The 19,634-nt window shown below is 42.6% G+C and carries 15 protein-coding genes; 7 read left to right on the top strand and 8 right to left on the bottom strand.

The window, feature by feature from the left end; translation table 11 throughout:
* The first annotated feature begins 122 nt into the window (after nt 1–122).
* The 4 genes from FFM84_RS07395 (at nt 123) to FFM84_RS07380 (ending at nt 4,623) form a co-directional block, all read left to right on the top strand.
* Nucleotides 123–488, top strand: coding sequence for a hypothetical protein (locus FFM84_RS07395; RefSeq protein WP_130844253.1), 366 nt, complete (start codon nt 123–125; stop codon nt 486–488).
* A gap of 139 nt (nt 489–627) precedes the next feature.
* Nucleotides 628–3,003 carry an ATP-dependent DNA helicase gene (locus FFM84_RS07390; protein ID WP_130844254.1) on the top strand — a complete coding sequence of 792 codons (2,376 nt, stop codon included), beginning with the start codon at nt 628–630 and terminating at the stop codon, nt 3,001–3,003.
* The gene (locus FFM84_RS07385) at nt 2,993–3,709 is read left to right on the top strand and encodes a hypothetical protein (protein ID WP_130844255.1); all 717 of its coding nucleotides are present in this window, start codon (nt 2,993–2,995) and stop codon (nt 3,707–3,709) included. Before FFM84_RS07390 ends, FFM84_RS07385 begins: the two co-directional genes overlap by 11 nt.
* Nucleotides 3,706–4,623: a sce7725 family protein gene (locus FFM84_RS07380; protein WP_130844256.1), complete on the top strand. Its 918-nt coding sequence runs from the start codon at nt 3,706–3,708 to the stop codon at nt 4,621–4,623. Before FFM84_RS07385 ends, FFM84_RS07380 begins: the two co-directional genes overlap by 4 nt.
* A 750-nt stretch (nt 4,624–5,373) precedes the next feature.
* Here the strand turns inward: FFM84_RS07380 and lplA are convergent.
* Entirely contained in the window at nt 5,374–6,399 is a 1,026-nt protein-coding gene (gene lplA, locus FFM84_RS07375; protein ID WP_130844257.1) for a lipoate--protein ligase, read from the bottom strand.
* Nucleotides 6,400–6,522: 123 nt separating this feature from the next.
* On the opposite strand from lplA, the gene FFM84_RS07370 reads away from it, so the two are divergent.
* The 3 genes from FFM84_RS07370 to apf (FFM84_RS07360) all read left to right on the top strand — a co-directional run bounded on the left by FFM84_RS07370 (nt 6,523) and on the right by apf (FFM84_RS07360) (nt 8,787).
* Nucleotides 6,523–6,894 (top strand): glycine cleavage system H family protein, encoded by a 372-nt coding sequence (locus tag FFM84_RS07370; RefSeq protein WP_130844258.1) that lies wholly within the window; start codon nt 6,523–6,525, stop codon nt 6,892–6,894.
* A 423-nt stretch (nt 6,895–7,317) separates the two neighbouring features.
* Entirely contained in the window at nt 7,318–7,890 is a 573-nt protein-coding gene (apf, locus tag FFM84_RS07365; protein WP_130844259.1) for an aggregation-promoting factor, read from the top strand.
* Nucleotides 7,891–8,250: 360 nt separating this feature from the next.
* Entirely contained in the window at nt 8,251–8,787 is a 537-nt protein-coding gene (gene apf, locus FFM84_RS07360) for an aggregation-promoting factor (protein ID WP_130844260.1), read from the top strand.
* A gap of 73 nt (nt 8,788–8,860) precedes the next feature.
* Here the strand turns inward: apf (FFM84_RS07360) and FFM84_RS07355 are convergent, their stop codons facing one another.
* From FFM84_RS07355 to FFM84_RS07325, 7 genes are all read right to left on the bottom strand, one after another.
* On the bottom strand, nt 8,861–9,181 hold the full coding sequence (locus tag FFM84_RS07355; RefSeq protein ID WP_130844261.1) for a hypothetical protein: 321 nt from the start codon (nt 9,179–9,181) through the stop codon (nt 8,861–8,863).
* 29 nt (nt 9,182–9,210) lie between these two features.
* Nucleotides 9,211–9,468, bottom strand: a complete 258-nt coding sequence (locus FFM84_RS07350) for a hypothetical protein (RefSeq protein ID WP_130844262.1) — start codon at nt 9,466–9,468, stop codon at nt 9,211–9,213.
* Nucleotides 9,469–9,831: 363 nt separating this feature from the next.
* Nucleotides 9,832–10,491, bottom strand: a complete 660-nt coding sequence (locus FFM84_RS07345) for an ABC transporter ATP-binding protein (protein ID WP_130844263.1) — start codon at nt 10,489–10,491, stop codon at nt 9,832–9,834.
* A gap of 15 nt (nt 10,492–10,506) precedes the next feature.
* The gene (locus FFM84_RS07340; RefSeq protein WP_130844264.1) at nt 10,507–11,997 is read right to left on the bottom strand and encodes an ABC transporter permease; all 1,491 of its coding nucleotides are present in this window, start codon (nt 11,995–11,997) and stop codon (nt 10,507–10,509) included.
* A gap of 230 nt (nt 11,998–12,227) precedes the next feature.
* Entirely contained in the window at nt 12,228–14,309 is a 2,082-nt protein-coding gene (locus FFM84_RS07335; RefSeq protein ID WP_130844265.1) for an L-type lectin family protein, read from the bottom strand.
* A 317-nt stretch (nt 14,310–14,626) separates the two neighbouring features.
* Complete coding sequence (locus tag FFM84_RS07330) at nt 14,627–15,172, bottom strand: DNA-3-methyladenine glycosylase I (RefSeq protein WP_130844266.1); 546 nt, start codon at nt 15,170–15,172, stop codon at nt 14,627–14,629.
* A gap of 108 nt (nt 15,173–15,280) precedes the next feature.
* On the bottom strand, nt 15,281–19,579 hold the full coding sequence (locus FFM84_RS07325; RefSeq protein ID WP_130844267.1) for an MMPL family transporter: 4,299 nt from the start codon (nt 19,577–19,579) through the stop codon (nt 15,281–15,283).
* Nucleotides 19,580–19,634 lie beyond the last annotated feature (55 nt).

The following is a 19,634-nucleotide window of genomic DNA, read 5'->3' as shown; positions in this document are numbered from 1 at the left end:
GCTTATTTTTTTCTTGAAACCAATCAAGATTCTTTATGATTCATAAGCGCCACAAGCGCATATCATTTCTTTCGTTACCCTTGTCGGTAGTATAATTAAGGTAAATTAGGGAGGCGATTAGCATGCGTTCAACGAACCGTTTTTGGACTTTGAATCGTTACTTTGCCACCAGTTTGCTCGTCATTGGTAGTGGTCTAATTCTTTGGGCGCTACTCACTAGCTTTGGCACCTTATTAAGCGTTGAGGCCACTGTCACTGCCGGGGTACTTGGCATTGCAGCCCTCGCTTTTCTTCAACCGGCACCGCTCAGCGTGCTCGCACCCACCATTGCAATTATTAGTTTGAGTGCGGGTTATGCCACTTTCTTTAGTACCAACACCGTTGCTTGGGGTAGCGCCATTCTCGCCATCGTGATGATGGCCGGCATCTTAAGCTATGGGTTCAACTTACGTCAGGCCCTACGTCGTCGTCATTCTCAATGGCAATAAATCAGTTAATAACCACCGACCGCTAGTTAGCGGTCGGCTTTTTATTTGGGCTGATTTTTAGTATCCCTTACAGACAATCCCGAACATCTGTTTTATAATTAAAACCGATTTGAATTTACGATTAAAGGAGGGACGCCACGTGGCTACTAAAATTGGGATTCGCCAACTCGTTGAATTTGTCTTGCGGAAAGGTGATTTGATTGAAACGAAAAACAGTCAAAACACCGCGCAGATGGGGGCCAAGATTCATCGGCAATTGCAAAGTAGCCGCTCGGACGCCTACCAAAGTGAAGTTTACTTAAAAACCACAGTCACCATGAACGGTGCCGATTATGTGATTGCCGGGCGTGCGGATGGCATTCAAACCACTGACGATGGTCTGTTAATTGAAGAGATTAAAACCTCGGATCAAGCCTTTGAAGACTTAACCGAAAACACGCATGATCTCTATTGGGGCCAAGTTAAAGTCTATGGCTACTTATTATTAAAAGATCATGACGACGTGGACCAAGTGACGCTCCAACTGACTTACGTTCAGACGAATGCCGACAAAATCACTAAAACACAAAAAATCCTCACACGGTCTGAACTAGACGACTTCTTCAAAACGCTAATTACGGAATACGAGTATTGGCTCACGTTACGGGCCGACTTGCGCCAGCAACGCAATGCCTCAATCATCGACTTGCCCTTCCCGTTTCCAGCTTATCGCAATGGGCAACGAGAACTAGCGGCCGCGGTTTATAAAACGATCCGTTTTCAAAAACGATTGTTTGTTGAAGCACCAACTGGGACTGGGAAAACCATTTCTACACTATTTCCAGCAGTCAAAGCCATGGGTGAAGATGTCATTGAACGGATCTTCTATTTAACTGCCAAACAGAGCACGCGACACGTGGCTGAAGGCGGCATCACCTTAATGAGCGCGGACGGTTTACGGCTTAAAAGTATCACCTTAACAGCGAAAGACCAGATTCGCTTTCCAGAAGAACAAGACGTCCGACCAGAAGAGAATCCGTTTATGATCGGTTACTACGATCGCTTGAAACCGGCTTTAAAAGATTTATTGACTCATGAAGATCAACTCACCCGCGCGGTCATTGAACAATATGCTCGCAAACATACTGTCGACCCGTTTGAATTTTCCTTAGACGCGTCGTTATTTTGTGATGTGATTATTTGCGATTACAATTATTTATTTGATCCGTTAGTTTACTTACAACGATTTTTCAGTGAAGCTGATGATGAAAACTTTTTCTTAGTCGATGAAGTCCATAACTTAGTCAGTCGAGCGCGTGATATGTATTCCGCTGAAATCGGTGACGACCCAATTGCGGCGATTTTAAAACTAGCTAAACCGGATAAATCACAACCAAGTGACGACTTACAACAAGCCCTTAAGAAAGTTCGGCGTAGCTTCAACCGGCTTCGACGCGTCTTAACCGATGATGGTCAAACGACCTTAATAGCGCCCGAGCCACCCGAAAAATTATTACAAACGATGCGTACTTTTAACGAGTTCATGAGTGATTGGTTGGCTCAACAAGCGCCTTCAACGCTCTACGATGCAGCCCGTGACTACTTTTTCAATAGCCTAACTTTTGTTAAAATCGGCGATCTTTACGACGGGAGCTATCAAACGCGGATCGTTTCAGACGGCCATCATGTGATCGTTAAAGAGTTATGTTTAGACCCAAGTGACTTTTTGAATCGTTCATTGAGTTTGGGCGCAGGTGCTGTCTTATTTTCAGCGACGCTATCGCCAATGTCGTACTATCAAAATGTGCTTGGCAGTGCTGACAATAGTTTGGCTTATCAATTGCCCTCACCGTTTCCGCCTAAGCATCAAGCGATTTTAGTCACACAATATATTCAGACCACTTATCACGAACGCCCCCATAGTGAGGCCGCTATCATCGCCAGTTTACACGCATTAGTTACTGCCAAAACTGGCAATTATCTGCTTTTCTTTCCGTCATACGGTTACTTAACGCAAATTAAAGCAGCCTTTGAATTGGCTTACCCAGACATTGCCACCATCGCCCAAGAAAATGCGATGGATGCTACTGCCCGCCAAGCCTTTTTGGACCAATTTCAAGCCGAACCAGACCAAACATTGGTCGGTTTCTGTGTGCTTGGTGGTATCTTTTCAGAAGGAATCGACTTGCGTGGGGACCGTTTAATCGGTGTGGCGATTGTTAGTGTAGGGCTGCCGGGGATCAATCCGGAAACCGACCTCATTCGTGACTACTATAATCATGAGAATGGGCAAGGTTTTGCGTACGCCTATCAATTACCCGGTATGAATAACGTGTTGCAAGCGGCCGGTCGCCTCATTCGCAGTACCAAAGATGTCGGTATCGTTTTATTACTCGACCAGCGATTCGCCAGTCGCCGCTACACGGCCCTGTTCCCGGAACATTGGCAATACTACCAAACGATTCAATCCGTACCCCAACTCACCGCCACAATTGACAACTTTTGGCACCAAGTGGAGGAAAATCATGAAGACTAAATTAACCAAACAATTAGAAAGTACCCTCTATCAATATTGCCTTGAACAAGGTGCCTACGTTGTTGAAGAAGTATCCATGCCCGCAAAAAAAGGCATTGTCGATACGTTAAGTTATCAACTGGGCCCAGACAATCAGGTCGAATGGCGTTGTTATGAATTGAAAGTCACTAAAGCCGACTTCCATTCCAAAGCACAGTTATCTTTCATCGGCCACTATAACTATTTCGTCTTACCACAGGCCCTATACGAGGAAGTCGCTGATGAGATTCCAACCCAGATTGGCGTCTTGATTTATCGCCCCTTTGATCAACAGGCCGTTGACTTAGCACCGCAACCCTTGCGAGCACCCGGCTTTTTAACTGTAGCAAAAAAGGCCCAACATCAAGACTTACAAGTGGACGAAACCGCCTTAACCGGACACTTTGTCGCGTCCTTATTCCGTGAAGTCGATAAGGCCAAGCGCGTCAAAAAAGGGCTACAACTCTATTCCGACGATCAGTTATTTAAAGCTCTCAAAAAACGGGCCAAAGTTGGTTACGACATCTATCAACCAGATCATAATCTCTACGACCGCTTCGTTGATGACATCCAAAATGAGGCTATCACCGCATTACAAATTGAATTAGATGCGCGCAACGCTGAGTATCAGGCCTTGCAGCTTAAGTATCGGGCCTTGGTCCATCCTGACTTGGAGGATCAATTATGACGACTTATTATCCCTACTTGCGCGGCCGCATGTACGATCTGTTGGCACTAAAAGCATTGGCCGAACAACACCAATTAGGGCCAAATATTGTCCCAATTATTGAACCAGTTCGCGATTCTAAGGAACTCGTGACCACTGTTCAGGCTTTAATCACAGCGGAACAACCGTTTAGTGTCGTTGCCAATCCTCAAGTCAGCGTCTACGGCCTAAATGATACCAAGTTATACCCATTACCGGATCTCACTGAGTTACCGTTTTATCACCCAAGTGCCATTTTAGCGCCAGATTTTCGGGCCGACTGGTTGACCAAAAATGCACAACAATCAAGTCTACTCATTGCGCCTAATTATCCGTTACTCAAGGCCTATCAGCAGACAACCATGTTTAAAACGGTCAACGGAATCTTAGTTCCTAACGAAGCGCGTTTACGGGCAATCGCTGGAACGCGCGCCATTGCGTTAACTGATCCCATGCCGTTCTTGCCACATATCGCTGAATACGCTCAGTTAACCGATGAATTTTTTGCTCCCGCTAACTGGTCCTACCAACTTGATGGCAGCCAAGGGTTCGGTGATTACAGCATCGTGGGACACCACTACTTTGATAAAGGCATGCCCTCACGAGCGATCGCCATTCATCTAGTTTACGTGACGGCTGATGGCAGCTTGCGCCTGCATCATTTTGTTTCAGATAGCAATGACAGTATGCGTGGTCAAAAAAACAAGTTTTTCGAAGCCTTACAAAAGCTGGTTGCTTGGGCTCCCGTACATTTAACCGGACTAAATCAAACACCGGCACTACAAGACTTATTGGCTTATCAAGATAGTCCGAAATTTCCCGGCCTCGGTGCCGTTAAAAAGTTAGCTTTGATGCATCACTTTCAATTAATGCACCGGTTATTATCCCTGACTTAAAGTTGAACCTTCCTTTTTAGCAATAATCGTTAACGAGGTAAGTATTCATCGAGCAAAAATAGTCATGCTTGCCACCTACCGTTCGCCCACCTTGAGCTGGAACGCTGTGGGCGGACCGGTTCAGCCAAAAAGCGGTCTGAACCGTCGTTTTGAACCGCTTAATCCGCGTTTCAAAAGCGCCAATCTCTAAGCGATAAATCGCTAAGAGCTCCCACGGCTGGGCTCAATATGGGCTCACTCTCGGTTATGATGATTGTTAAACTATTTAACGGCCACAATGCAATCGAACGCCGGCCTGTACTGATATAATTTCTATCGCCAATAATTATCTTTCGACCTTTAGTACTTGAACTAAAATCGAGATCCTAAGCAACTGTGCTTAGAATCTCGATTTTTTTCTAATACTATTTATGCTCGGCCTACCTGTTCGCCAATCAGAACTGAAACGCTGTTAAGACTATTCAAATGATGATCAAACATCAACCAAATTGAAATATAAATCAACATATAGTCGAAGTCAGCCTGTGATGGCGCCGGCCGTGAAAACATCGTAAAGTCCGGATGCTTTTGCCGGACTTTACGATGTGGACGCCTTTTGAGACTAGCGATTTTGGCTAGGCTCAAAAGCGAGGTGAAAGCCCGACTTTGGGCTGGAACCGGTCCCCACAGCCGGCAGAATCACTGGCTGACGCAGGCGGCTATAAACCACCTTTTAAAAATTATCCACCTAACTGATTCTCGATTTTTAAGTTAAATAGCCAATAACAAATCGGCCACTTCATCTGCCGTGATCGCCCCTAAGTTAGCCGCTAAATCAACCTGGCTCAAGGCTTGAATCAAGGCATCACGATTAAATTTCGCGCCAATTAAAGCCTGTTCAACCAAGTGAATATCACCACCAGTAATAAAATCACCGTAAAGCTTCAATTCACTAATGGCCCCATCGACAACCGTAAAGTTAAAACTAACGGTCCCAATTGGATAATGTTTAGAAACATAGTGATCATAACCTGGATTACGACCATAGTTCCACGCTTCCGTATCATACTTACCTTGCAAACGTTCATCAATCACGGCCCAATCATGGTCATTCAAATGATATGTTTCGATTTGGTCTAACCGATCAACGTTAAATAAGCGTAATAAGAGTGCCTCTTTAAAGCCTTCAATATCCAAGTTTTGATAGGCCGCATCTAAGAATGGTTTCACATTCGTCACCCGACTGTTAACCGACTGAACACCTTTAGAGGCTAACTTTTCTTTATCCGGCGTCAGGACTTCATTGGCCGCATCCATATTCAAGTCAAACATCAATGTCCCACCAGCTGCGTAAGACTGGCCGACTTTAAACATCGTCATCCCGGAGAATTTTTGATCGCCAATGACCATATCATTGCGGCCACGCATCTCCGCGTTAGTCGCGCCCATGTCATGGAGTGCCTCGATAATCGGTTGAGCGAAGTGCTTGAAATCACCAAAATACTGGTCATCATCAATGACGATGTTTTCAAAGATAATATTGCCAAAATCATGATAAACCGCACCACCGCCAGAGGTACGTCGAACTAACTTGATATCATGTTGTTTCAAATAGGGTAAATCGACTTCCGCGTAGGCATTTTGGTTCACCCCGACGATGACGGCCGGCTGATTTACATACATGATTAACCCATGGCCCGGTAACCGTAGATCATTGACTAAATAATTATCAAGCGATTGATTCACAATTGGATCATAAACCGGTTGACCATTGCGGGACGTATCAATAAAAAACATCGCAAGCACCTCTAACTTTTTTAAGATTAGTTCTATGATAAAGCGTTACCATCACAAAAACAATCCTAATTGAGAGCGCTTTATGTGCTATACTTAATCCCTAGTTAAAGGAGGCGTTTAGCCATGGCTTCAGTATGGAGATCAACTTGGAATTATTTTAAAAATGATTGGCTTACACGTCATTCTAAAGTAACCACGACTTATGACGGCATCTGGTTACAAACCCAGTCACACGGTCGAATTACCTTGGGGCTTACCGATGAAGCTAAAGCCGATATTGGTGAAATCACCTTCATCGAATACCCGACCAAGGGCACTCAACTTAAAGCGGGCGATCCATTAATCGATATCGAAGGCGGTAAAGCGGTCGAAACGTTCAAAGCCCCAGTCAACGGCACGATTGTTGAATATAATGATGACTTACGAACAAATCCTGCCCAAATTGCGCAAAATAAGTTTGCTAAGAACTGGATCGTCAAACTTAAAGCCGATTAATCCTTGAGTCCGTTAATTACTAAAAATAAGCGATTTAAGCGAAGTGTAATCGTTTTCATCTCGATTAAATATTAGTCATTTAATGATTAGTTCATTCCTATTTGCCATCAGCAGCCCCACTTACGGTTAAAAAAGCCGTCAGTGAGGCTTTTTATAAACCCAATTAAATCAGGGATTCACGTTATTTTTTTATAATTAATCGAAACTTTGTCTTCGCTTTTCCAGCATTAAAATCAATTTTTTGATCAATTATTACAAAATGTTACAGAAATCAGCTTATATTACAAAAAGTCACCAATTTCGTAAAATAACTGCTATTCGTTTGTCACACTGCGCGGTTATACTATTCCCTGTTATGAAGCTTAGCAGACACCAAGGGGGCTAAGCGAATCGGAAATCAAAAAAACAGGAGTGTACATTACTTTGAAAATTAAGAGTGCCTTATTATCAACCGTTGCAGCGGCGTCTGGTCTTTTAGCTTTAGGAGCGACCGCTAGCGCAGCCACTGTTACCGTTAAAAGCGGCGATACTGTTTCTAAGATTGCACGTGCCCATCAAACAACCATTTCTGCCATTGAAAAAGCGAACCACATGAAGAATGTTAACTTGATTTATGTTGGTCAAAAGTTAACGGTCAATGGTGCTGATACACAAACAACCACTACTAGTAACACGGCGGTAAGTGCTTCATCAACAACTCAAGCAACGACTAACAATACAACCACGACGACTAGTCAAAACACGGCATCAACAACGACTAGCACTACCAACAGTTCTGACAGTTCAGCTAAAGCTTGGATTGCCAACAAAGAATCTGGTGGTTCATATAGCGCTCGTAATGGTCAATATGTTGGGAAATACCAATTAAGCGCCTCATACTTAAACGGTGATTACTCAGCTGCTAACCAAGAAAAAGTCGCTAACAACTACGTGAACTCTCGTTATGGTTCATGGTCAGCTGCCAAAGCTCATTGGGAAGCTAACGGCTGGTACTAAACTAAATTTAACTTCAATGAAAGGCATCGCTATGGCGGTGTCTTTTTTATTTTGGATCTGGGAATTCCAAGTACTCACTTGGTTTGTCTTAAAACATAAAACACTCAAGACCATTTAAAAATCTTAAGTATCGTTACGTTTATTTTCTGAAAAATTCGCATGGATGTTACAAAACATTACAAAAATCAGCATTTATTACATTTATTTGGATAAACCGTAACCTGCTATTTACCCACCTGCAATACTCACTCGCTATACTAGTCTCTGTTGCTTGGTTAGCAATTCGCTAATCAATTTAGAAAACTTGCTTCGGTAAGTTAGGAATAGAAACGACGCAAAGTATAGGAGTGTCTTAATTTTATGAAAATCAAAAATCTTGTTTTATCAACTATCGCCACTTTAGGTTTATTCGCTGTTACCACCACTGCTGCTAACGCCGACACGGTTACTGTTAAATCCGGTGACACAGTCGCTAAGATTGCTAAAGCGCACAATACCTCCGTTTCAGCAATCAAGCAAGCGAACCAATTAAGTAACGTTAACATGATCTACGTTGGCGACCAATTGACGGTTAACGGGACGAGCTCAACCACTACTAAAGCAGCGACAACGGCTTCAACTAGCACTACAACGTCAACCACTGCTTCAACGACGTCAACTTCAACAACCAGTACTAGTGACTCAGCCGCTAAAGCTTGGATTGCCAACAAGGAATCTGGTGGCTCATACACCGCTTCAAATGGGAACTATTATGGTAAATACCAATTAACTAAGTCCCTCTTAGGTGGCGATTTATCTGCTGCTAACCAAGAAAAGGTTGCTAACGCTTATGTCGCTTCACGTTACGGCTCATGGACTAAGGCCAAAGCCTTCTGGATGGCTAACGGCTGGTACTAAAATTTAAAATTAACCAATTAATTAAAGACGCCGATTTCAGCGAAAATGCTGAAATCGGCGTCTTTTTGAGTTGTTATTTGCTTACTAATTGGTGATTCAGCCACCAAAACAATCCCAGTAAGATAAGTTGTAGCGGTATTAATACTAAATCAGGTCCGCCACCTAAAAGAAGATAATTTTCAATGATTAGCATCGCTCCAATAATCAGCACCGGCTGGATCACTAATTGCTTGAATTTATCTGGCAACCAAATAATTATAGTTATGACTAACCAATAAATCGCTGTTACATAGGTAACTCGAGTGTAAATATCATTTAAGGTTGATGCTGCACCTGTAATCCCCAAATATATTGCCATTAATACGATTAAACACGAAATCAAAATTTTCTTCACAAAAACAATCCCCCAAGACTAACTATCAACTACTTGATCAACTTTTTATCATGTTTATTTCTTCCTGATACATAATAAGCATAGAACCAAATATTGCCAATAACAAACGCTAACAACAATGGAAAGATAGTCATATGCTTGCCATTAAAATAAAGCCACGCAAGTGATGCACTATATATTATTGGTAAAACCCAGCTAAGCATTTTCTGATAAAAATAACCTTCAATATATTGAAAAACCGTGCTAATTATCACAACAATCCACAGAATTATCGTCACTTTATCCATTATATTTCTTCCCTCTATTTGACTGCAATCGGCCTAATTTTTATAATTAAAATTTCCTTATTACACTTAATTACTATCAACACAATAGTTCCGTTCATTAATAAATTCAATATCATTTCAGATTATACCTAACTACTAATAACACACTGCGGTTCTGACCACAGTTATCCACTTGGGGATAACTGTTTATTAACTCTGATTTTTGCGTATTTTTCCCCAATTTGTCCCCAGAATTACCCATCACGTGGATAACTTGTCCTTAACTACTAATTTCCACCTCATCACCACTTGTTTTATCCACAAAATCACTCGCATAAAAAAATCCCCAACCAGTGACTAACACCAGTTGGGGATAAGTTGTGATTAACTTTCTAACGCAAATTCATGTTTAGCTAATCGGTACGAATGATCACACGCTTTGGCCACGTCTGATTCATGGGTCACGATAATCACACATTTATTTTGTTCATGGGCAATTTTTTGGAATTGATCAATCATAAATTTTGTATTTTCTTCGTCCAAGTTACCGGTTGGTTCATCGGCAACGACTAACTTCGCATCACAACACATCGTCCGCGCAATCGCGACCCGTTGTTGTTGCCCACCGGAAAGCTTCTGAACGTTTTTCTTCATCTGTTCATCAGTTAACCCTAGTTTACGCAACATATCAGCGGCAAATGCTTTATCACCTTTGTGACTGGATTCCGTCACTGCCATCGCGGTTAACAAGTTATTCAACGGTGACATGTAATTGAACAAGTTATACGACTGGAATACAATCGCCACGTGTGATTTCCGATAGTTCGTTAAGCCAATCTTATTAATCGGTTGTCCGTTTAATTCGATTTGCCCGGCACGCGGTTTATCTAAACCAGCCAATAAAGACAAGAAGGTTGTCTTACCAGAACCACTTTGACCGACAATCGCATACGAAGTGCCGGATTTAAATTCCAAGTCGACATGTTCGAACAAGCTATTCTCCTGCCGATCATACCAATAACCTAAGTCATTTGTTTTTAACATATCCAACACCTCCAATTAATCGATTAAGACTTTCTTCGGCTGTAGTCGAAGAATCCCACCAGATGCTAACATGATCGATAAGAACATAATCGCTAACCCGAAACCACCGAGTTCAACTAAGTCTAAGACCGTCACGCTGACATCCAATTCAGCTTGTTTCGTTGACGACGTACTACTACTGCTACTGTCGTCAGGAGCACCGCCGCCACCCATATTACCGCTTGGCTTGCTGTTACCACTTGGGGCACCACCACTACCGCCTGGTTGACCACCTTGGGTCTGGGTACTGGTTGAACTCGTTGTCGCCGTGGTCGTTTGTTGTGACACTAATTGTTGTCCCAATTTATTCCCAACAAACTTCCCACCAGCACCAGCAATCACGATTGAGACAATCAAGACCATGACCATTTCAACAAAGAATTGGGCCACAATCTTCCAACGCGCTTCACCGAGGGATAACAAGACCCCAATTTCGTAACGACGTTCGCGAATCATCAAAATCACGATCAAGGCTAAGATAATCGTCCCAGCAATCGCCACTAACCAAACAATCTTATCCGCGAAGGATTTGACGTTGTCCATGGACGCTTTAACCGTTTGATAACTACTATCATTGGTAGACAATGAGTATTTTGAGGTATTGATTAACTTCTTACCAGCAGTTTTAACGGAACTAACCTTAGCTGGATCAGAAACATTAGAGGTAACCGAATCCGCAGTGTTCTTATATTTCGAACCCTTAACCGTATTGGCAAAGGTATATGACGTATAAACACTGTTTGATGGATCAGTGGCACCTGGTCCTTGTTGCGTACTTGTACTTGAAGAAGCCTTATAAATCCCAACAATCTTCATTGTATAAGTCTTCTTGCTCCCAGTCGTCGCTTTCAACTTAATCGTATCACCGACGCTTAAACTATCCTCTTTGGCCAATTCGCTTTCGATGACGACATTATTTGTGCCTTCATCTGAGGTCGTGATCCCACGACCTTTAGTGATCTTGCTCGACTTTTCTTCAAAAGCCGATGTTGATGCGGTTGAAGTCACCCCAGAAATGGCAATATCGCCAGAACTAGAACTACTACTCATGCCGCCTTTCATGCCCATACCGCCACCGGTACTACTACTGCTAGACGTTGAAATGGCATCAAAACCTTTGGCGTTAGCCGATGTTGATACCGTGGCACTGTAACTTGACACATTACTTAACTTCGCGATCTTTTTAGCATCGCTCAGTTTAACTGGTGACGTGGTCAGCTTAGGTTTGCTCGACTTTTTCGTCGAGGTACTGCTTCGCATCTTCTTAAATGCAGCTTCCCGATTAGCGGAAAGGGTCACTGTCGCCCCGACACTCTTCTTCGCATTACTCGTCGCGGTATCCGCGGCGTTACGAATCAGTAGTCCGGCTAAGACAAACAACATAATAGCTGATGTAACTAGAATTAATAAAATCGAACGACCTTTCTTGGCCGTCAGATTAAGCCATGCCCGTTTAAAGAAATTCACGGTTTGACCTCCTTAAGATATAAGTATTCGACGTGTTGCCTCTTGAACACTTATCAAGATACCGAGAAAAAACTACTTTAATGTGAAATTCTTAGGATATTTTCACGTTCTGTTAAAGAACATTTCGCTATTCGCTAGATAATCCAGCTAACAGCGTGGTTATTGGGTTAAACTGACACCAAAAAGGCCGTTCGGAGTCATTACCTTCCCGAACAGCCTGGATACGGTTTTTACGGGGCATCAGCTAATGTCCACTTAATAGTCCCAGTATAATTACCTGAAACAGCTCCCGCATTTGTCTTCATGATTAATCCTTCATGTTCCCAACAATCAATCACGTCATGCGTCTCTTCATCATTTTTAGTGGCATGTTCATCGACAATGATCGCTTCACTCCCGATCTTTTGATCATGGTTCTGATGACGATAATAGACATTTCCACGTAGCGCCTGCTTTTTTTCGTTCACGAATTCTGACGCGGTCGCTTTTAATTGCCAGCGCGAGCCACTGCCACGCTCGTCGCGGATTTTTAATTGCCAATCAGCTTGCCGAATCGCGGCTTGCGTTTTACCGGTTAATTTGACTGGCGCAAAAGTTCCCGAAGACCCGACCGTTTGAAACGCTAACTCACCGCCAATGACCTCAATCGTCACTTTTGCCACTTCCGATTCATGTTGATCGCGATCCACTGCTTGTAATGATAACGTGTGCTGACCAACCACTAATTCACGCGTATCTAACTTCATCTCAAAGTCACCTTGGTGACCATCGACCGTTTTCAAAACAGTGTGTCCGATTTCTTGATCTTTTAAATATGCTGTCACCTTAACATCATCTACAGCTAACGGCGTATGCTGTAAAGTATCTTTGACTTGACCGCCGATCGTCAGTGATTGGCCTTTCTTTTGACGATAAGTTATCTTAGCCGGGGTGACTTCCAAACCACGCGCCGGAATCAAGTCGTAGCTTGGCGCTGTCACTTCGGTCTTAAGCTTATGCGTTTGTACCACATTATTCATTGATGTAATCGGTGTTACGGCGGTCACCGCTTGCGCCTGACCCCGAAAGATGATAACTGCCAACTGATTATCTTTAGATAATGGCTGGTCAAGTTTCACTTTAACATTTTGATCAGTCGGTTTATCCAATTTTTGCGTCTTACCGTTCGTATATTTAATCTCAGCACTTGACCAATCAACAGTTGTCGGCAAATTAAGATCAGCCTCAATATCTGACCAACTTTGTAACCCACTACGATACTTAACGGTATAAGCATACTTCAAGTGATCAGTCGCCCGCACACGTGCGCCGGTATTAACTTCTTTTTTTTGCGTTTCATTGGTGATCGCTAAGGTCGTTTTGGCTTTAATCAGATTGGGTACCGCATCAAAAATCACTTGTTGCGGTTGAAAAACTTCACTAGTTGTCCCAATCATACCCCAGGTTAGTTTGCCATCCTTACTTGCAAATTGATTAGTATCAATCGTTTCGACTTGTTTAAAGTGCGATTGACCAAGATTGCCATTCACATCAATATCATCAAACTCATAGGTCATTTCATGAGTTTCAGCACGCCAATCTAAACTAACATGCCGCCATTGACCATTTGTAAAGTAAATTCGATCCACGTTCGTTTGATGGCGCATTTCGTAACGGAATTTATCTGAAAGGATTATGTGCTCATTTTCCTGTTGCACATAGGCATGATAATCGCCTGGATAATCTGAGGCAATATGTTGTCCTTTCAATTGTCGGTCAAACGAGTCACCCCGACCATTCTTTTTACTCTGATTCAAATGGTTATCAAATTCCAATGCCCAACTATTTTGAATAGCCGTTTTGGCAATCTCACGAACATCATCTTCACGTTTATCATTATCAATTCCCCAAACGCCTAGCGACTCACCTTTACCTTTACCGTTTTCATCCTGAGCAACGGCCGACCGACCACGCGGATCGTTATGCAGCACAAAGGCCATCCCTTCACCAGCATTCTTGACTGCATCCGCCATCTTGATCCACATTGAAATGTGATTATCTTGATTTAAGTCAAACTCATTACCCGGTAATGACCAAACGCCACCAACTTGATCTTTTGCATTCGTCAATTGAATGATTTGTGTGGTTTCCGAACCATGAACAGGCCCCGGTAGTAACTGAGCGCTATTATTATTAAATGTCGCGGGAGCAAATAGATTCTCCATCGATAACCCATTGGGCGTCTTTACCGCTGCTTGTGCCGGTGTCATTGCCTTTAGAATGCCCAGACTAGCAATAATAAACAGTAACCACTTCCAATACACTTTCTGCATGATTTTTCTCCTAACTATTTTCCATACGTCACCGGCACTAGCTCAACGACAGTATCTTAGCAAATTTTTTCAATCATTTCAATTTAAAATCCTATATATTTCATAAGTATAAATTTATACAAGACCAGTTATCATCGCCTTGATTATTCTCAATAAATTATTAAGCAATGCCCATATCATCGAATTTATTAAATAGCCCTAATTAGGTTGCCCCTAACGGATAGACCGATTTTTATAAAATCGCTCTCATTCCTATTTCATCGCACAAAAAAAGCCTGACCAATCGGACAGACTTTTTTTAATATTAATTTTATAATTTAGACCCAATCGCAACTTTGTAAGTGATCATTGACTAACCCAGCACCTTGCATGAATGAATAGATAGTTGTTGGACCCACAAATTTAAATCCATGCTGTTTAAGCGCCTTTGACAACTGTTTGGCCCGCTCATCAGTCGACGGTATTTCAGCCGCAGTCGCCCAAGCTTGACGAATCGGCTGACCATCCACAAATGACCATACCCAGTCACTAAAGGACTGCGGTGTCGACCAAGTTTGAATCATTTGGGCATTATTGATCGTTGCCACTAACTTTTGCCGATGCCGAATAATCCGCGCATCGCCTAACAAACGTTCAACATCCTCATCAGTCATTGCCGCCACTTTATCAATATCATATTGATAAAAGTCTTCGCGAAAGGCCGCGCGTTTATTGAGTACCGTTTGCCAGCTCAACCCAGCCTGGTACGTTTCTAGGCACAATAATTCAAATAGTTTTTGTGGCTCATGTTGTGGCCGACCCCATTCTTGATCATGGTAAGCCTGCATGAGTTCATTGTCGCCAACCCAGTCACATCGTTGCATTTTGGTCACCCTCTCTAAAAGAAAACGGTGCCCGCCGCAATCTGATGATTACGACCGGCACCGCCAGTTAACTTAACAATAACATACTACTGAAAGTTACTTTAATTTTTAGTTGCGACTACGCTTCGTTTTTTTATCTGCAGTTGTTTCATTCTCCATCCGATCCGTTAACGGGTAGGTTAAGCGAATCAAACTAGGAATAATCGCTGGAATGGCAAAGACTAAGATCACCAATCCAATAATGACGACCATTGCCACTTGAATCAAGGTCAAGACACCCGATGGCATCAAGGCGGCAAAAGTCCCACTCAAGATCAAGGCAGCGGATAAGACAACCGCCCCGATCACACCAGCCGCACGAACAATTCGTGTGCTTGGCGTTGCAGCAGAATTATCGAATTCACGATACTTCATCATCAGGAAGATACTGTAATCGACCCCAAGGGCAATTAACATGATGAATCCGAAGAATGGTGTATTCCAGGTTAACATGCTTTGACCTAAGAACCAGTTACTCAACATCCGCGTAATACTTAAGGACATAATGTAGGCTAACAATAATGTTCCTAAGATGTAGAACGGTTGTAAGACCGAACGCGTGATGAACATCAAAGCAATTAAGATCCCGACTAACATAATCGCGGCCGTCCGAATGAAGTCACTTGAAGCGATTGATTGGGTATCATTCGTTTCCGAAGTTTGGCCCCCAATAGCAATCGTGGCACCGTCTAAGACAGTCCCTTTCAAGGTATTCGTGGCTTGCGTTTGAATAGCTGAAATCCGGTTCATCGCCGTCTTCGAACTTGGATTATCGTTTAAGACAATCGTCAACTTCGTGGCATGGTTGTTACCAGACATGTAAGCCTTCAACGCTGACGCATAAGTCTTGCCCTTCAACGTGCTCTTAGGTACGTAGTAAGTCTTCGCAGCATCAGAATTTTTCACGCCAGTTAAGTAACTATTGGCTGATTTGACACCCTTATTAACTTTCTTCGTCCCAGTGCTTGCAGAAGCCAAGCCCTTTTGTAAGGTTGACATTTGCTTAACCAGACTTTGTAACGTCGTGTACATCGTTTGGTTACCAGTAGCTAATTGACTTGCACCACTCGTTAACTTGCTTGAACTAGCAACTAACTTATTAGTTCCTGCATCCAAAGCACTGATAGCACTTGTTAACGTAGGAATTTGACTTTGTAAGCTAGTCATTCCAGTTGAAACTTGGCTAGCACCGCTTGCTAACTTGCTAACACCACTAACTAATGATGGCACCTGTGCGTTTAACTTGCTAGTACCACTGGCCAATTGAGCCGCACCACTATTTAATTTAACAGCACCGCTATTTATTTGTCCTGCACCACTATTTAAAGAAGCAGAATTATTGGCTAATTTATTAGTACCGGTTGCTAAAGCACTGATAGCACTTGTTAATGTTGGCACCTGTGAACTCAAAGTATTAACACCGCTATTTAATTTTGAAGCACCAGTATTAAGTTTGTTGGCACCAGAAGCAGCGCTTGCAACACCATTAGTGTATTCATTCAACGAACTAGCCATTGATTGTGTCCCAGTTTGTAGTTTAGTTAAGCCTTCAGATACTTGGCTAGAACCACTAACTAAACCAGTTTGTGACCCACTACCTGTTAAAGCAGCTTCAATTTGTTGCATCCCAGTAATTGCTTCTTCTAACTTACTAATTGCTTGTAAGGAAGCGTTATTTGCCGTAATTGAGCCTTGAGCTAAAGTACTGAGACTAGATAAACTACTTAAACTAGTGCTCAAACTCTTCAATTGAGTCGTAGCTGATGACAAACTGCTTAATTGTGTTTGTAAATCACTCAACGCTTGCAAACCAGCCGCCGCATTTGTGGTAGATGAATTTGCACGGGTTGTTGCAGTTGAGCTAGTTGAACTAGCATTGGCACTATTTTGCGCATTGACTTGTGATGTAACTGCTGAAGAAATCGCTGCTTTTTCTTCAGATGTTGCTGAAGATCCAGCTGCCGCAATGGCTGCCGAAGCAACTGCATTAGCATTAACACTTGTACTAGTTGTGCTGGTTGAAGTAGTCCCAGCCGCATCGGCACTAGACGCACTCATCAAAGCACTCTTAATCGTGCCCATATCAGTCGTCATTGCACTTTGTGAATTACTGAAAGTTTCAGCTGCAGTATTGATCGATGACACACTAGAACTAACTGTACCAGAAGCATCTACTAATTTTTGCATTTCTGTATTCAGTTTATTTAAGCTCGATGTTAATGTAGCTAGTTGTGACGTATCTGCTGAACTAGTTGCTGATTTAACTTGTGCTTCTAATTGAGATAATCCACTAGCAACTTGTGAAGCTCCAGTTTGTAATTGAGCAACACTAGAAGTTAACGTTGATGTTCCAGAAGTTAACGCTGATTTCTTGCTGTTTAATGTGTCCAAACCAGAAGTTAAGGATTGAGTACCACTAAATAACGTACTCGTTCCACTAGATAGTTCACTAATTCCTGAAGTTAAAGAACTAGTCTTGCTATTAAGCTGATTCAAACCGCTATTAACCGTGTAAACACCATTAGTATACGTAACTAATCCAGATTTTAACTGACTTGAACCAGTAACTAATTGACCAGTACCACTGGATAATTGACTGGCACCACTAGACAGTTGACTAGCACCACTTGCCAATGTTCCAGTTTTACTGTTCAACGTATTCAACCCGGTGCTAACTTGACTAGCACCACTTGCTAGTTTATTAACCCCACTAGATAACGTTCCGGTCTTACTATTCAACTGATCTAAACCATTGTTAACGGTATAAACACCATTAGCATAAGTAACGATCCCAGCCTTCAAACTCTTAGCACCAGTAGCTAACTTCTTCGCACCACTAACCCCAGAAGACATATTTGAGCTCTTCAACTTAGAATTAGCACTATCCAAGCCACTACTAATCTTGCTTAACCCGCTCCCAGCGGTCTTCATCCCGCTAGTCACAGTGCCTAATTGACTCTTCAAGTAAAGTGCACTAATTTCTGAACCACCTGGTTGGGTGACAGATGCCACCGTTTTGACACCTTTGACCTTCTTCAATTGCTTGGTCAAGTTATCAATGACTTTCAAGTCTTTCTCGTTATTCAAGGCATGATCCGTCTTGATATATAACGTTGATGGTTCCGCCGTCCCTTTAGAGAAATGCTTTTGAACGACTTTAAACCCTTGTTTGGCTGGAATCGTATCATTTAATTCAGCCAACGTATCATAGTTTAATTCACTATTATAAGTAAGAATAAATGGTAATGACACCCCAAAGACAACAAGCAAGGCAATCAAGGGATAACGAACTGACCCCATTGAAATACCGTGCCACATCTTGCTCGTGCTACCACCAGCAAACTTCTTACTTGGCCAGAACAACCGTGGTCCGAGTAACGCCATGAAGAATGGATTTAAAGTTAATAAAACTAACAATAAGATCGCCACGGCGACCGCAACCCCAACGGCTGAACGATAAATTGAAAAGTTTGCTAATCCTAATGCTGAGAACCCGATTAATAGTGAAGACCCACTATAGAGGATTGTCCGCCCAGCAATCTTTAATGCACGCCCAGTCGCGGCGACTGGACTATCGCCATGACTGAGTTCTTCTTTGAATTGATCAAACAGTAAAATATTGTAGTCAGTCCCAATCCCAAAGAGGACCACGACCATGAAGACTTGCGTAAAGTTTGACAGTGGGAAATTAAACTTATCAACTAAGTTCATTACGATACTCAACGAAATAATGAACGAGACCCCAACTGACAATAATGACACTAACGGTGTAATTGGTGACCGGAAGACTAACGTTAAAACGATAAAGATAAAGATAACCGTAATAATTTCGGTCTTCTGAATCCCGGCTTCCGTTTCCTGGGTAAAGTCATCATTTAAGATGTCACTCCCAGTAATGTAGGTTTTAACCCCACTCGTCTTGGCCCCTTCAGTAATGTTGGTCGTCATATTTTCGACTGTTTGGTTTTTACCAACCATTAACTGTAGTAATTCAGTTGACTTATCTTTTGAAATCAATTGTTTCTTAGCGGCCGCATTATCGCTGGCGGCCGTCATGGACTTCACATGATACTTCGACTTTTGCACTTTGAAACGTTGGATCGTCCCATCGATCTGTTCCTTTTGTGCAGCAGTTAATGGTGAGTTGCCATTGCTAAAGACAACAACCACTTGACGCGTATTATTTTGATTACGCCCCCAATGGTTTTGAATCACTTGCGCAACTTGACTCTTCGCACTACTTGGTAGTTGCGTCTGGCCCTTATCACGAACCAGTGTGCTAACGTTTGGTAATAGGAAAATGGCCGCCACCATAATCACTAACCAAATCGCCGCCTGTATACTAAAGCGTCTACGGCTCCCTTTCAATCTATATCCCTTCCCTAATTCAGATTCTAAAACGACATCGTGACATTTAATCAAC

The sequence above is a fragment of the Lactiplantibacillus mudanjiangensis genome, from assembly GCF_005405385.1.
In the GTDB taxonomy this organism is placed as follows: domain Bacteria; phylum Bacillota; class Bacilli; order Lactobacillales; family Lactobacillaceae; genus Lactiplantibacillus; species Lactiplantibacillus mudanjiangensis.
Note: the sequence above shows the minus strand (reverse complement) of the source record. Positions and strands in the feature narration are given on the sequence as shown.